The organism is Methylomonas sp. PHL2-19, assembly GCF_059331595.1.
On sequence record NZ_CP196839.1, the window covers coordinates 2304454 to 2319128 of the forward strand.

General features: G+C 51.2%; 16 protein-coding genes. 10 read left to right on the top strand and 6 right to left on the bottom strand.

Features of this window, described 5'->3' with window-relative positions:
• Nucleotide 1: 1 nt before the first annotated feature.
• Both ACR02O_RS10740 and ACR02O_RS10745 read right to left on the bottom strand, forming a co-directional pair.
• The gene (locus tag ACR02O_RS10740; protein WP_494523355.1) at nt 2-1306 is read right to left on the bottom strand and encodes a TonB-dependent receptor domain-containing protein; all 1305 of its coding nucleotides are present in this window, start codon (nt 1304-1306) and stop codon (nt 2-4) included.
• Nucleotides 1307-1331: 25 nt separating this feature from the next.
• The gene (locus tag ACR02O_RS10745) at nt 1332-1841 is read right to left on the bottom strand and encodes a polysaccharide biosynthesis/export family protein (protein ID WP_033159006.1); all 510 of its coding nucleotides are present in this window, start codon (nt 1839-1841) and stop codon (nt 1332-1334) included.
• A 366-nt stretch (nt 1842-2207) separates the two neighbouring features.
• Between ACR02O_RS10745 and ACR02O_RS10750 the strand changes: the two genes are divergently transcribed.
• From ACR02O_RS10750 to ACR02O_RS10770, 5 genes are read left to right on the top strand one after another with little or no spacing between them, the layout of a single operon-like run.
• Nucleotides 2208-2558 carry a HopJ type III effector protein gene (locus ACR02O_RS10750; protein WP_033159004.1) on the top strand — a complete coding sequence of 117 codons (351 nt, stop codon included), beginning with the start codon at nt 2208-2210 and terminating at the stop codon, nt 2556-2558.
• A 5-nt stretch (nt 2559-2563) separates the two neighbouring features.
• Entirely contained in the window at nt 2564-3619 is a 1056-nt protein-coding gene (locus ACR02O_RS10755; protein ID WP_494523356.1) for an NAD(P)/FAD-dependent oxidoreductase, read from the top strand.
• A complete protein-coding gene (gene mnmM, locus ACR02O_RS10760) occupies nt 3594-4181 on the top strand; it encodes a tRNA 5-(aminomethyl)-2-thiouridylate-methyltransferase MnmM (RefSeq protein ID WP_494523357.1) in 588 nt (195 codons plus the stop codon). Before ACR02O_RS10755 ends, mnmM begins: the two co-directional genes overlap by 26 nt.
• A gap of 36 nt (nt 4182-4217) precedes the next feature.
• Entirely contained in the window at nt 4218-4532 is a 315-nt protein-coding gene (gene ppnP / locus ACR02O_RS10765; RefSeq protein WP_205453913.1) for a pyrimidine/purine nucleoside phosphorylase, read from the top strand.
• 7 nt (nt 4533-4539) lie between these two features.
• Nucleotides 4540-5013, top strand: coding sequence for a LabA-like NYN domain-containing protein (locus tag ACR02O_RS10770; protein ID WP_494523358.1), 474 nt, complete (start codon nt 4540-4542; stop codon nt 5011-5013).
• An 18-nt stretch (nt 5014-5031) separates the two neighbouring features.
• Here the strand turns inward: ACR02O_RS10770 and ACR02O_RS10775 are convergent, their stop codons facing one another.
• Nucleotides 5032-5586 carry an outer membrane protein assembly factor BamE gene (locus ACR02O_RS10775; protein ID WP_033159000.1) on the bottom strand — a complete coding sequence of 185 codons (555 nt, stop codon included), beginning with the start codon at nt 5584-5586 and terminating at the stop codon, nt 5032-5034.
• 115 nt (nt 5587-5701) lie between these two features.
• Between ACR02O_RS10775 and fur the strand changes: the two genes are divergently transcribed.
• The 4 genes from fur to ACR02O_RS10795 all read left to right on the top strand — a co-directional run bounded on the left by fur (nt 5702) and on the right by ACR02O_RS10795 (nt 9197).
• Nucleotides 5702-6124, top strand: a complete 423-nt coding sequence (gene fur, locus ACR02O_RS10780; RefSeq protein WP_026146882.1) for a ferric iron uptake transcriptional regulator — start codon at nt 5702-5704, stop codon at nt 6122-6124.
• A gap of 2 nt (nt 6125-6126) precedes the next feature.
• A complete protein-coding gene (locus ACR02O_RS10785; protein ID WP_171694819.1) occupies nt 6127-7374 on the top strand; it encodes a lipoprotein-releasing ABC transporter permease subunit in 1248 nt (415 codons plus the stop codon).
• Complete coding sequence (gene lolD, locus ACR02O_RS10790) at nt 7367-8065, top strand: lipoprotein-releasing ABC transporter ATP-binding protein LolD (protein WP_494523359.1); 699 nt, start codon at nt 7367-7369, stop codon at nt 8063-8065. Before ACR02O_RS10785 ends, lolD begins: the two co-directional genes overlap by 8 nt.
• 583 nt (nt 8066-8648) lie before the next feature.
• A complete protein-coding gene (locus ACR02O_RS10795; RefSeq protein ID WP_458137136.1) occupies nt 8649-9197 on the top strand; it encodes a hypothetical protein in 549 nt (182 codons plus the stop codon).
• A gap of 644 nt (nt 9198-9841) precedes the next feature.
• Here ACR02O_RS10795 and glyA read toward each other — a convergent pair.
• The 3 genes from glyA to ACR02O_RS10810 are packed head-to-tail and all read right to left on the bottom strand — an operon-like array spanning nt 9842 to nt 13356.
• On the bottom strand, nt 9842-11101 hold the full coding sequence (gene glyA / locus ACR02O_RS10800) for a serine hydroxymethyltransferase (protein ID WP_171694822.1): 1260 nt from the start codon (nt 11099-11101) through the stop codon (nt 9842-9844).
• A 24-nt stretch (nt 11102-11125) separates the two neighbouring features.
• A complete protein-coding gene (locus ACR02O_RS10805; protein ID WP_494523360.1) occupies nt 11126-12481 on the bottom strand; it encodes a glycerate kinase type-2 family protein in 1356 nt (451 codons plus the stop codon).
• A gap of 17 nt (nt 12482-12498) precedes the next feature.
• The gene (locus ACR02O_RS10810) at nt 12499-13356 is read right to left on the bottom strand and encodes an NADP-dependent methylenetetrahydromethanopterin/methylenetetrahydrofolate dehydrogenase (RefSeq protein ID WP_171694824.1); all 858 of its coding nucleotides are present in this window, start codon (nt 13354-13356) and stop codon (nt 12499-12501) included.
• 207 nt (nt 13357-13563) lie between these two features.
• Between ACR02O_RS10810 and ACR02O_RS10815 the strand changes: the two genes are divergently transcribed.
• A complete protein-coding gene (locus ACR02O_RS10815; protein WP_033158994.1) occupies nt 13564-14541 on the top strand; it encodes a malate dehydrogenase in 978 nt (325 codons plus the stop codon).
• The last annotated feature ends 134 nt before the right edge of the window (nt 14542-14675 follow it).

Below are 14675 nucleotides of genomic sequence, written 5' to 3' on the forward strand. Positions count from 1 at the left end.
GCTATTTCACCTGACGATTGATTTGCGGTTGATAAGAGAATTGTAGTTGTACGCTATCGCCGGTGATGGTCTGGTTGTTTGACTCGATTACCTGTTGGCGATAGCTATAAGACAGATCCAAATTAATTTCCGGCGTCCAACGCCATTGGACATTCGGTGATAGGGTAATGAAAGTGCGGTTATTAGTTCTGGTGGTATCGTTACTAAATGTGGATATCGATTCAGATAGCAAGTAATTGGCGTTGATACCGGTGGATAAGCGCTCCGTGAGATTGTATCGGCCTCGGGCTGAAAAGGTGGTTGAGGTTTGTTGCTGACCTGTGCTGGCCGGGTTAAGCTGTTGTCCGGCACTTAAGCTAAAGTCACCCCAGTCGCTTTTACGAGCCAAGCTTGCTGAAAACACGTTACCTACAACATTTTTAGGTGGCAAGGACGAACGGCTATTGAACAGTGGCGACGGATTTGACGAGTTTGTGAATTGCGTGCTTTCCGTAGTTGTGTCCCGGATACCCGCTGAAAATGCTAATTGAGTTCGTTCGTCAAATAAATATTGCAAGCCTGCTTGGTAGGTGAAAGTTGTTGATTTTTGACTAAAGCCTGTGGTTATAGGGATGAGCCCAAAAGCTAATCCTGGGGTTTGATTTGCCGACTCATAGTCTGAATAAGCACCTGTCAGATTGAACGAAAGGCGTTCGCTGTAAGCGTGGCTGGCCGTTGCCGAATATTGCTGGAAACTATAATCCGAGTAATTGAAAATGTTTGTCAGATTTTGCGCTCTGTCAAACGCCACATCCTGGTAGCTATAACCCAATTGTAGGGAGCTTTTTTCGTTCAAATTATAAGTGACAGTGGGGGATACTGATTTGGTGTTCCGTGGTACGAGAAGTTGCACGCCACCTGCTTCATTTATCTGAGTTGGGTCGATTGTGGTTGGATCCAATTGGGTATTGATCGAGGATTCTTCCGCATAGCTTGCCGCAAGATCGGTTTTGAAACGCTCGCCCTGATATTTGTGGCTAAGATTGACCAGTTTTTCGGAAAAATCCAGCGCCGAGTCGCTACTGTAAATCAACTCATTCCACTTAAAACGGGTATTTAACTCGTTGTCGTCGGCAAGATAGCCGAACATCACACCTGGAGAAAGGGTGCTGATAAAATTGCTATGCTTTGGATGAATCTGCATGCGTACATTATCGTCAAAGCGCTCCTTAAAGCTGAACTCCGGTTTGAACAACAAATCCAGCGCGTAGCCATCGGTGCTGAATAAAACCAACGCAGGTAGCAAAAAATCCGTTTTTATCTTCATAGATAGTGCTTCTATCTAATTCCGCTTAGGGTACGGTAACCGTGTCTCCCGGTTCCAGCAGGATGTTTTGTTCCAGGTCTTCGCCATCAATCACATCGCTGTAGTCGAAAGGAAACACTTTAACTTGATCGCCGGTGCGGCGAATAATGCTAATCGAACCTTCCTTGGCAAACACGGTCAGGCCACCGGCAAGGCTCAGCGCTTGCAGTACATCAAGGCGTCTGCCGGAAAACACTTGTCCGGGTTTGTTGACTTTACCGATCACGAAGATGGAGTTGCCCTGGTTGTTGAGTAATTTAACCGAAATCGAGGGGTCGGATATGTAATCGGCCAGTCTGCTGGTCAAATTGTCTTTCAGTTCGGTAATGGTTTTGCCGGCAGCACCGACGGTGCCGATCAAGGGGAAAATAATCGTGCCGTCCGGGGAAATCAGGATTTGCAATTGTTGTAAGCCTTCTTCTTTCCAGACCGTGATTTCCAATGCATCACCCGGCGATAGTTGGTAAGCCGCATAATTGGTCTGCTCGATAGTCACCGTAGGTGCAGGGCTGATTGTAGTGTTGTTAATGGGCTCTATTGGCGGTGCAGGTGGGATCGGGGTTTCCGGTTCTGCCAGGGCAGTGGAGGAGCAAAGCAGACAAAACGAGAAAAGAGTAATTATCTGTTTCAAAATGTATTCCTTTATGATGTTATTGAGGTTGCAAACCGCACTTTTCGAGCCAAACGCCAAAGTAAGGCGGGATTTTAGTAGCGGAATATAACAAGAATAAGACGATCCCAAACGCAGTCTTAGGTGAGAAACACCTAGAAATTTCATGCGATTATAACCGGGAATGACTGTGTTTTGTTCGAATCAAACAGCAAATTAACCAAAAATTAATAAAACTTCGGGAGTAAGGCAGTGACAGTGAACGATTTTTTACAACGTGTTAAGTCCGGGCAAGCGGTCGAATTTCAGGAAGTCATTGCGCTTATTGCCGAGCATTATCAATACCAACCCACCGAATTTAGTAACGGCTTGCAACAGCCTCTGGTAAACGAAGCGGGTCGTAATGAGGGCTCTTGCAAGATTTTTGCATTCGCCAAATTGCATAAACTGACTGTCGAGCAAACTCTGGCGCTCTTCGGTGATTATTATCGCCAAGATGTATTGGGTAACCCGTCCGGCGACGATCATCAAAATATCAGACACTTTATGCGTGATGGTTGGGAAGGCATTGTTTTTAAAGGCGAGGCCTTGCAAGCCCAATAATTGCCGTGCAAATCGATGTACTGCTGATCGGTCAGGGTTTGGCTGGCAGTTTATTGGCTTGGGAGTTATTGCAGCGGCAATTGCGCGTCGTGGTGGTGGATGATGGCGCCGAAAACGCCTCGCAAGTCGCGGCCGGTTTAATCAATCCGGTTACCGGGCAGCGCTTGGTAAAGCAGGTGGATGTGGAAAATCTGCTGCCGGCCGCGATGCATGCTTATCGGCAACTTGAGAGACAGTTTGGACAAGCCTTCTATCAGCAAATGCCAATGCTGAAAATTTTGCGCACCGCCAAAGAGCTTGAAATTGCCGAACGCCGTTTGTGCCAGGCGGATTATCGCGACTATTTGTCGGAGTTGGCGGCAGCCCCCAAGAGAATTAACGCGCCTTACGGTGTGTTGCAACAAGGCCAGACCGGCTATTTGCGGACCGAGGCTTTGCTGAGTCGGTTGCGTGATTTTTTACGGAACAAGCACTGTTATCGGCGATACACTCTGCAATACGAAGAAATTAATCTCGAGCCGGCGCTGCGCTGGCAGGAAATATATCCGCGGCATATTGTTTTCTGCGAAGGTTATCAGGCGCTTAGCAATCCATGGTTTAAGTATTTGCCGTTTCAATTGGCAAAAGGTGAAATACTGGGTTGCGAAAGTAGGCAAGATATTCCAAAACAGATTTTGAATTACGGGCATTGGCTGATTCCATTGGAGTCCGGGCGCTTTAAGACCGGTGCGACTTTCGAAACAGATCAAGTAGATCATGTGCCGACCGAAGCAGCGAAAACCGCTTTATTGGCGAGCTTACGTGCGGTCTGCCCACAACAACAAAACCTTAATGTTTATCAGCATCGCGCCGGAATCCGGCCGGCTACACGCGATAAACAGCCGTTTATTGGCACGCATCCCAAATATCCGCAACTGCATATTTTCAATGGCTTTGGCGCCAAGGGCAGCTTGGCGATTCCCTGGTACGTTGTCCGGTTTGCCGATTACTTGCAACAGCACGCCGGCTTGCCGCCCGGTTGCGATATACGCCGCTATGACAAAACCTACATCCCTGCTTGAAATTGCCCACCATATTGTTGGTTCTTACCTTAAGCCGGGTGACGTGGCGGTCGACGCGACACTGGGTAACGGCCACGATACCGTGTTTCTGGCACAGAGCGTTGGGGCGAGTGGTCATGTGTTCGGATTTGATATTCAGCGGCAAGCGCTGATCAACAGTTTCCAGCGTTTACTTCAGCTCGATTTGCAGCGCCGGGTGATACTGCGTCTCGCCAGCCATGCCGATATGCTGTTGCATGTTCCTGAGCAGTGGCGTGGCCGGGTGAGAGCAGTGATGTTCAATCTGGGTTATTTGCCCGGCACCGACAAAACAGTGATTACCCAAATCGATTCGACGCTGGTCGCCTTAAATGCTGCGTCTGGCTTGTTGGCGCCGCGCGCCGTGATGACGGTATTGGCGTATCCGGGTCACGCTGGCGGTGATCTGGAAACCCGGCAGTTGTCGGTATGGTGTCGGCAGGTGGATGGGAGCGGTTTTACTTCTGAGGTCATTCTCAGCAGTCACGACAAGCCCAGTGCACCGCGGCTTTTTGTTATTCGCAAACAAGCCGATCTGCTATGATTGCGCTCCTTTTTTTACTAGTAACAGATTTGCATCATGTCAGAATTCAATAACGTCACCATCGTCAAGCAGGCCAATGTTTATTTCGACGGCAAAGTGAATAGCCGCACCATTAAATTTGCCGATGGCTCTTCGAAAACCTTGGGTTTTATGCAGCCGGGCGAATATACCTTTAACACGGCGGATCCTGAGCTGATGGAAATACTGGCCGGTGAACTGCAAGTGTTGTTGCCCGGTAACGATGCCTGGCAAGCGGTGAAAGGCGGCGAGTCTTTCAATGTGCCCGGCAATGCCGCCTTCACCATGAAGGTTAGTGTTGCCAGCGATTATTGCTGTTCTTTTTTGAAGTAAGCATTGGATGGAAAAGGTAGCGATTTTTGTCGATGTGCAGAATATTTACTACACCACCCGGCAACGCTACCAGAAGCATTTCAATTACAGCGCGTTTTGGCAGCAGGCAACCGCAGGTAAACAGGTCGTTGCTGCCATTGCATATGCGACGGACCGCGGAGACAGCAAGCAACAAGGTTTTCAGCAGATCCTGAAAAATATCGGTTTTACCGTCAAACTAAAACCCTATATTCAGCGCCGCGACGGTACCAGTAAGGGCGATTGGGATGTGGGGATTACCCTGGATGTAATGGATTACGCGGCGCAGGCTGATCGGATTATTCTATTGTCTGGCGACGGCGATTTCGAATTGTTATTGCAAAAGGTGCGCAGCGATTTCGGTACTGCCAGCGATGTTTATGGCATTCATAGTTTAACCGCGCCGGCCTTGATTCAGGCCGCCGACAATTTCATCGCCATCGCCGGTGCATTATTGCTGTGAGACGTTTGGGCGTTTTACCTATTGTTTGTCGGCGTCTTCTTCTACCAATTCTTTGCCTTTCTCTGCGGAACTGGCGGCTTCTTTGGGTTCGGTAGCGTTTTGATTGTTTCTGCGGGCAAAGGTGTCGGGTTCGTCGCTACCGAATAAACCGCTAATTTTTTCCCACATCGAGCGTTCCAGGTCGCGTTTTGGCACGTCGACACTGGTTTCTGTGGATTCCTTGGCAACCGGCATCGAGCTAGGTCTGAAGTCGCCTTGCACACCCATTAAATTGTCGCCATTGAAAAATAAAGATACCCGCTTTTGCACCCGGTCTTCGCCGCCCGGTTGCTCAGAGTATAAATAGTCCCAGCGCTTTTCATGAAAGGCATCGGACAGCATAGGCGAACCCATGATATACAAGACCTGGCGCTTGGTCATATTGGGCCGCAATTGGTTAATCATGCTTTGATCGATGATATTGCCTTGCTCAATATCCAGGGTGTACACGCCGGGCAAGTTAGTGAGAATGGTGCTACAAGCGTTAATCGATAAACTGGTGACGGCCGCTAGCAAAAAAGTCGATTTTTTCATGAGAAGAGAATGGAGTCTGACGACAAACGATGGGTCATTATCCCATAATTCTGTCAGCGGCTTGGCGCAAAAAACGATACAATGTTGCGGATTATCGGTTTAAAGGAGGGGGCTTGTGGAAACTCAGGATTTGCGTAATGCGGGCTTAAAGGTGACCTTGCCCAGAATCAAAATTCTGGAGATTCTGGAAAAACAACAGGACGATAGGCATTTGTCGGCCGAGAAGGTCTACAAAATATTGTTGGCGGAAGGCGAGGAAATTGGCCTGGCGACGGTTTACCGGGTTTTGACCCAGTTCGAAGCCGCCGGCTTGGTCAACCGTCATCATTTCGAGGGCGGCAACTCGATATTCGAACTAAATAGCGGCGGCCACCACGATCACGTCGTCTGCATGAAGTGTGGAAAGGTCGACGAATTTACCGATGAAGTCATCGAAAAACGCCAATCGGAAATTGCCCTGAGATTGGGTTACACCCTTACCGATCACAGCCTTTACCTTTACGGTTATTGCGCCGCTTGTAAACCCCCAAAAGCCTAAGCATGTTTAAACCTCTCATCCTGTATATCGGGTTACGCTATACCCGTGCTAAAAAACGCACTCAATTTATTTCATTCATCACTTTAACATCCGTACTCGGTATCGCATTGGGCGTGACCGCCTTGATTACCGTGCTGTCGGTCATGAATGGTTTCGAAGCCGAATTGCGCGAGCGCATCCTGGGCATGACCGCGCACAGCACAATTACCGGCCGCTTCGGTCAACTAGATGATTGGCAAGCTTTAGAGCAACGCACTCGCAGCATGCCCCATGTCGAAGGTGCTGCGCCGTTTATCCATGGACAGGTGATGGTGAATGCTGACCGCCAAGTCAGCGGCACTTTGTTGCAGGGCGTGTTACCCGAATATGAAGCCAAAGTGTCTGAAGTGGCCAATAAAATGATGTTCGGTAGCTTGAACGATTTGGTCCCCGGCGAGTTTGGTATTGTCTTGGGGGCAGAATTGGCAAGTTATTTAGGCGTGATGATGGGTGACAAAGTCACCATCATCACTCCGCAAATCAACTCCACGCCGGCCGGGATTCTGCCGCGCATGAAACGCTTTACCGTGGTGGGCGTGTTCAAGGTCGGCATGTATGAGTACGACCGGAATATGGCTTTGATGCATCTCGAAGATGCCGGCAAATTGTTCAGATTGGAGTCGGCAGTATCCGGTTTGCGTCTAAAGCTGGATGACTTATTCAATGCCCCGCGCATCACCCAAGGCTTGGCCGATACGCTGGGCGACGAGTTTCGGGTCAGCGACTGGACCAAGGCCCACAGCAACTTCTTCCGTGCCGTGCAAACCGAGAAGCGGGCAATGTTTATCATTTTGCTGCTGATCGTCGCAGTGGCGGCGTTTAACATTGTATCCACGCTGGTGATGGTGGTCACCGACAAGCGCGGCGACATCGCGATCCTGAAAACCCAGGGTTTATCCAACGGTTCGGTGATGGGCATTTTCATTGTCTTGGGCTGCATCATCGGCAGCATAGGTACCCTACTGGGAACCGTCGGTGGCGTGTTGCTGGCGCTGAACGTCGAAACCATTGTGCCAGCCATCGAAAAAGCCTTTGGCGTGCAGTTCATGGCTGCCGACGTCTATTACATCAGCGAAGTGCCGTCAAAACTGATCTGGACCGATGTGTATTGGATAGCCTGCGTGGCGTTTTTATTGTCCTTGCTGGCGACGCTGTATCCAGCTTGGCAGGCGGCGCGTATCAATCCTGCCGAGGTGTTGCGTTATGAATAATGCCATCGTATTGCAGTGCCAGCAGTTAACCAAGCGTTACGAGCAGGGCGATTTGAATGTCGAAGTGTTGCGCGGCGTCGATTTGGCGATTCATGCCGGTCAGCGCGTCGCCATCATGGGTGCATCCGGCTCCGGCAAAAGCACCTTGCTGCATTTACTGGGCGGCCTGGAAAAACCCAGCTCCGGCTCGGTGATGCTGGATGGCGCCGATTTGAACAAGATTAGCGCCGGCAAACTGAGTCAGCTTCGTAATCGTTCACTGGGGTTTATCTACCAGTTTCATCATTTGCTGGGTGAATTTAACATCCTGGAAAATGTGGCAATGCCGCTGTTGATCGGCAACCAATCGATCAAGCACGCCCAACAACAAGCTGCCGAGTTACTCAAGCGTGTCGGCTTGGGGCATCGCATGCTGCACAAACCCGGCGAATTGTCCGGTGGCGAGCGGCAACGCGCTGCTGTAGCCCGGGCTTTGATTAATCAGCCTAAATGCGTGCTGGCCGACGAGCCGACGGGTAATCTCGACAGTAAAACCGCCGAGCAGATTTATCAGCTGATGTTGGAGTTAAACCAGGAATTACAGGTGAGTTTTTTGGTGGTGACGCATGATCCTGAGTTGGCTGGGCGAATGGATCATGTGCTTTATATGGAGGATGGGTTGATTGTGCCGGAGAGGGTTCATCACATTTAAACGTTAGTTTCTGGTGATGCCCTAGTTTCCTCGTGGTTTGCCCCTTCTCCAGCAGGATAGGGTTGGGGAGAGGAGATTCAAATGGTTGTGTCGCTATCGCGACGGCTTGATTTAACGTCGGGTCTCGGCCCGACAGCTGAGATACTTTCGCTACGAAAACCATCCTTGGTTTTCGCCCTTCGGGCCAGCCTGTCGGCTGTTCAAATTCGTTCCAGACGAATTTGTGCGTGGCCAAAAAAAAAGTATCCAAAGAAAAGGCCACCCGGATGCCGCTTATTTCCTGCGCTACTCGCTTTTGCCGAGGGTCGGCAGAAGGGGCTTCCTGCCCCTCCGCCAACGTGCGGCATCCCTGCCGCCCCCCTTCGGGCTTTCTCGCCAAAAGCTCCGGTGCTCGGCGCGGCATACGGGATAAAACCGTCCCGTCACTAAAAAGTAGTTAGTGAACAAATGATGTAGCCTCGATGGAGTGAAACGAAATCGAGGTTTTGATGGCTTAGATTACCCGGATTCCGCTACGCTTCATCCAGGCTACTTGCTGAAATCATCTCATCACCGGTTAGGCTCAAAAACCAATGGAGGTAATATGAATATTAGGGCAGTTTTGCTATTGACAGCTGTATTGGTGTGTGGGGGAGCAGCGGCAGATAACTCCGAGATCAATCAGGCCATGCATCAATATGCTACGGCTTTAGGGGCGTATAACACACGCCTCATGACAGATTTAATGCATCCTGAAGCGCTCTCAACTTTTCGAAACACTTTTGATGCAGCCTTGAAAGGCCCGAAAAGTTCGCAGGCGGAAAGAGAGTTGCTACCGTTATTTGGCGTATCAACGATGAATGATTATCGAAGATTAACTAACAAGGAAGCTTATCAACGCCTGAATGATGTAATTGCCAGGGGGCAACCTAATTTGGTGCAGATGATGCGTTCATCTCGTTTAGATATACTCGATACATCGCTTAAAGGCGACGTGGCGTATGTAGTGTATTCCCTTAAAGTGAGTATACAGGGGCGCGATGTCAGCAAAGATGTGGTTCAAAAGCTCAAAAAACATGATGGCAAGTGGATGCTACTCTTACCGCCAACTGCAGAGGCTACGATTGAGGGCATACATGCCGAATTTCAATAGCCTTACTTCTGCCAAATCTGCCAGCTCGTAGATACTGTTATCCAAGTCAAAGCAAACGAAGAGCCGAATCGAAGGTTCAAGACACCGAATGCCACATGAATCAAACTACGCATCATGGCACCGATTATCAGCTTATTGGGTTTACCGGCACCGGCAATCGTCTACGGAATTGTTTGCCCCAGGCGTTTTATAAAGCGTCACCATGGCAGGCATATAGAGTTTGTAGGTCGAATTAGAACAGCGTAATCGGACGTATGTGTAAATTAAATTTCTCGTTCCTCCGAATACGCTGCGCTATTCGGAGCTACATCAAAATTCTGAACAATCCCCAAAATCTTTTACGGTCGAGACGGTTTTGATTCCCGTATGCCGCGCCGAGCACCGGAGCTTTTGAACGGCTCAGCCCGTTAGGGGCGATGCAGGGATGCATCGCGTTGCCGAAGGGGCAGGAAGCCCCTTTCGGCAACCCCGTTCAAAAGCGAGGAGCGCAGGATCAAAGCGGCATCCGGGTGGCGTTTCTTTTGGTGACTTTTCTTTGGCCAAACAAAGAAAAGTTACTCGGCTGTCGGGCCGAGACCCGACCTCTAAACAACCCGTCGCGTTAGCGACACAACATCATCCAACTCAAATAAGGCAACTCAAAATTATCCCGCTGAATAAACCGGAAACCTAGCACACAACAAATGCACCTTCTCCCTAACCGCATCAATCACACTCTCGTCCTCCAGGTTATCCATCACATCGCACATCCATTCCGCCACTTGGCGAACTTCGTCTTCCTTGAAGCCGCGCGAGGTGGGGGCAGGGGTGCCAACGCGGATGCCACTGGTGACGAACGGCGATTGCGGGTCGTTGGGGACGGCGTTTTTGTTGACGGTGATGTGGGCCCGGCCTAATGCGGCGTCGGCGGCTTTGCCGGTGATGCCTTTGGGGATTAAAGACACCAGCATCAAGTGGTTGTCGGTGCCGCCGGAAACCACATCAAAACCGCGTTTGATAAAAACCTCCGCCATGGCTTGGGCGTTTTTCACCACTTGTTGCTGGTAGGTTTTAAATTCCGGGGTCAGCGCTTCTTTAAAGGCTACGGCTTTGGCGGCGATCACGTGCATCAGCGGACCACCCTGGATGCCGGGGAAGATGTTGGAGTTGATCTTTTTTTCCAGGTCCGGATTGCTTTTGCACAAAATCAAGCCGCCGCGTGGGCCACGCAGGGATTTGTGGGTGGTGCTGGTGACCACGTCCGCAATCGGCACCGGATTGGGATATAAACCCGCCGCGACTAGGCCGGCGACATGGGCCATGTCTACAACGAAGTAAGCGCCAACTTTATCGGCAATGTCGCGAAAACGTTGCCAGTCCCAAATGCGCGAGTAGGCCGAGAAGCCGGCGATGATCAATTTGGGTTTATGTTCCAAAGCCAACGCTTCGACTTGTTCGTAATCGATTTCGCCGGTGTCTTTGTTCAAGCCGTACTGTATTGCGTTGTAGATTTTGCCGGAGAAGTTGGGTTTGGCACCGTGGGTTAAATGGCCGCCGTCCGCCAAACTCAAACCTAGGATGGTGTCGCCCGGTTGAATTAAGGACATGAACACTGCCATATTGGCTTGCGAACCGGAGTGCGCCTGGACGTTGGCGTAATCGGCGCCGAACAATTCTTTGGCGCGGTCGATCGCCAATTGCTCGACGACATCGACGTATTCGCAGCCGCCGTAGTAGCGCTTTTCCGGATAGCCTTCGGCGTATTTGTTGGTCAGCACCGTGCCCTGGGCTTCCAAAACTCGGGGGCTGGCATAGTTTTCCGAGGCGATCAGTTCGATATGGTCTTCCTGGCGTTGGCGTTCTTGTTCCATCGCTTGAAATAGTTCGTCGTCAAAGCCTTTGATGGTCATCGATTCGCTAAACATGGGGTCTCCTAAAGTAAGTTCGGGTTATTCGTGGGGATGCAGCAGCAGGACTTGCAGGTCGGCGACATTGGTGCCGGTTGCGCCGCTGAGCAGTAAATCGTTCGCCGCTTGCAAGGCAGGGTATGAGTCATTATCGTCGAGCAGGGCCGCTGGGTCGAGTCCGGCGGCGCGGATGCGTGGCAAAGTGCCCTCATCGACGATGCCGCCGGCGGCATCGGTAGGGCCGTCGCGGCCATCAGTACCGCCGCTGAGAAAGGTCCAAGCGCCGTTCAGCCCGTATTTTTCGGCGGCCAACGCGAAGGCAAGAGCCATTTCCTGATTGCGGCCGCCCTTGCCATTTCCCTTTAAGGTCACAGTGGTTTCGCCGCCGGCGATCAAGGCTGTTGGTTGCGTCATGCCGGCTGCTGCGGATAGTGCATGCAGTGCTATTTGCTCGGCAACCAAGCGCGCTTCGCCGCTCAACTGTTTGCTGTAAAGCTGGGTGTCATAGCCCAATTTGCGTGCTTTGTCGATTGCAGCGTCAACGCTAATGGCATTGCTGCCAAGCAAATGGTGGCTCGTCTGCCGGAAGAGCGGGTCACTGTCTTTAGGCGTTTCGATTTGCAAGCCTTGAGCGCCTTGTTGCAAATAGTTTTGCACGCTGGATGGTATTTTCTGCCATATGCCGAACGATTCCAATACTGCGACGGCGTCTGTGAAAGTGGTGTCGTCGGGCACGGTGGGGCCACTGGCGATGGCGCTTAAATCGTTATCCAGTACGTCGGATAGAATCAGTGCATGCAAATCGGCGGGCGCGGCAAGCCTGGCTAAGCCGCCGCCTTTGAGTTGAGACAGATGTTTACGGACGCAATTGATCTGATTGATGGTTGCGCCGGAGGCCAGTAATAGACGGGTGGTGGCGATTTTATCCGCCAAATTGATGTCGGCGACCGGGTAGGGCAGCAATGCCGAGCCGCCGCCGGAAATCAACACTAATACCAACTCGCCGGGATTCGTGTCGCTCAGGCGGGTGGCGATGGTTTTTGCCGCATGCAACCCAGCAGCGTCCGGTAGCGGATGGCCGGCGCCGAATACCTGACAATTTTCGACGACATCAATGTTGTCGTAATTGGTTACGACAATGCCTTTAGCGACAAGCCAAGACTCGGGAATTATCGTTTGTGCCGCATCGGCCATTGCGCAAGCAGCTTTACCGAATGAAATTAAATGAATGCGTCGCCAGTCGCCGCTGCGGTAGCCGGTTTGTTCCGAACCCATATGCAGCAGTTCGCTATCGGCTCTGAGAAAACGTTTTACGGCAAGATACGGATCAGCCGCCGCAACGCCGGCGCGAAAAATGGCGGCTGCGTGTTCACGATAACTTGGCTGGACTGCGGACATATCGATCCGGCAGAACCTTAAGCCATGGCTTTAGCGAGTGCAAAGATGATTTCCGCGTCGAACACCTGCTTATTGCTTTCAAATAGCTTGGTGATACAGGCGCGGTGTAAGGCTAGTTTTAGCGCGCCGAAGCCGATGGCGCCCCAGACGATTTTGCCGTGTCGCTGTTCGCCTCTATCCAGTACGTCCGTGCCGCCAATGCCGACAGGCGGCGTGGCGTTGGCGTCCGCCAACAATTGCAAATTTGGATTGTTTTGCCAATGTTCCGGCTTTAATAATTGGACACCGGCAGCACCGGTCGCTAATACGACGTTGGCGTCTTGGATGGCGGCGGCGCGACTGTCGTAATCGGCGGCTTCTAAGGGTGTCAGATCTACGCCGAAACGCTCCTTCATCGCGAAGCAGGCTTTTTCCGCGTTAAATATGTGTCGGGACGTGATACTGACATGCGCGCCTTCCAGCGCCATCATTGCCGCCGCACGTTGACCGACCGGACCTGTACCAGCTAATACCACCGCTTTTTTGCCGGCCAGGCTTGCGCTGCTGCTCAGTTTGGCGACGGCGGCGGCGGCTGTAGTGTTGCTGCCGTTACTGTCCAGCATCACCGAGACTTGAAACCCGGGGAAAAAATGTTTTTGCACCGCTATCAGTAAACGCTGGCCGGCCTCGATATTGCTGCCGCCGATAAAAATCGCCGTGTTTTTTTTGTCTTTGGGGGCGCGAGTGAAGATCGTACCGTCGACCAGGCCTCCGACGTTATCGGGGGTAATGTTGCCGTAACCAATGACATGGTCCGCGCCGCCGTCGTAAGCGACTACGGTATCGAAAGCCGAGGGATGGGTGTCGGTGTCGAACTGGAATAACAATTTTTTCATTAAGCTACCTGATATGAATAGTGGTGGCCCGGTGGGAGAAGGTTAGCCGCCGGCATTATACAGAATAATATTTACCTCGCCGCAGAATCCAAGCGGGTTTTGGCAGGCAGGAATTAGTGATTGTTTGCTCAAAAACTTTATGTCATATTGGAAAAGCCTGCCGTTGGGTCGGGTGTGGAAGAATCCAATCAATAAAGAGGAACGCAGATGAAAACGCCCGTGGATATTGCTGTAACAGGTGCAGCTGGTCAGATTAGTTACTCCTTGCTATTTCATTTGGCGTCTGGCGAATTGCTGGGGCCGGATCAGCCTATCGTGCTGCGTCTGTTGGAAATTCCACCGGCTATGAAGCAGTTACAAGGCGTGGTGATGGAGTTGAACGATTGCGCGTTTCCGTTGATCAACAAAATCATCATTACCGACGATCCGAAAGTGGCATTCGATAACGTCGATTACGCCTTTTTGGTAGGGGCAAAACCGCGCGGACCGGGGATGCTGCGTAGCGATTTGTTATTGGATAACGCGCAGATTTTTATCACCCAAGGCCGGGCGCTGAATGAAGTAGCCAACCGGAATGTCAAGGTTTTAGTGACCGGCAACCCGGCCAATACTAATGCTCTAATCGCTATTCATAACGCTCCGGATTTAGCGCCGGAGTGTTTTACGGCGATGACCATGCTCGATCATAAACGTGCGATAAGTCAGGTGGCCGAGAAATGCGGGGTGCTGAGCAGAGACGTGAAAAACGTGGCGGTTTGGGGTAACCATTCCTGCACTCAATATCCTGATTTACATCATGCCAAGGTCAAGGGCATGGATGTATTCTCTTTGGTCGAGCAATCCTGGTTTGTTGATGAATTTATCCCCACTGTGCAGTACCGAGGTACGGAAATTATCAAAGTACGCGGCCAGTCCAGCGCGGCGTCTGCGGCGCATGCGGCGATTGAGCATATGCGGGTTTGGGCCTTCGGTACCGATCCGGGGGACTGGGTGAGTATGGCGGTCGCATCCGATGGTAGCTATGGTGTTGCGGAAGGATTGGTTTATTCCTTCCCGGTGACGGTGGTGGATGGGCAGATCGGCATCGTTAAGGGCTTGGATCTTAACGAGTTCAGCTTGGCAAGATTGCGTCAAAACGAAGTAGAGTTAAAAGAAGAGCGACAAGCCATCAAACATTTACTCTAAATTGTCCGAATGCGGGAGCTCTGCGGCTATTCCGCGCGGCTGGGCTTATCGAGCATCACTATCGCGGTATGGCGTAATAACTACCGCTCCATTATTTGTTGCTGATGTTATCTTGTGTTTACGTCGGCGGGTCT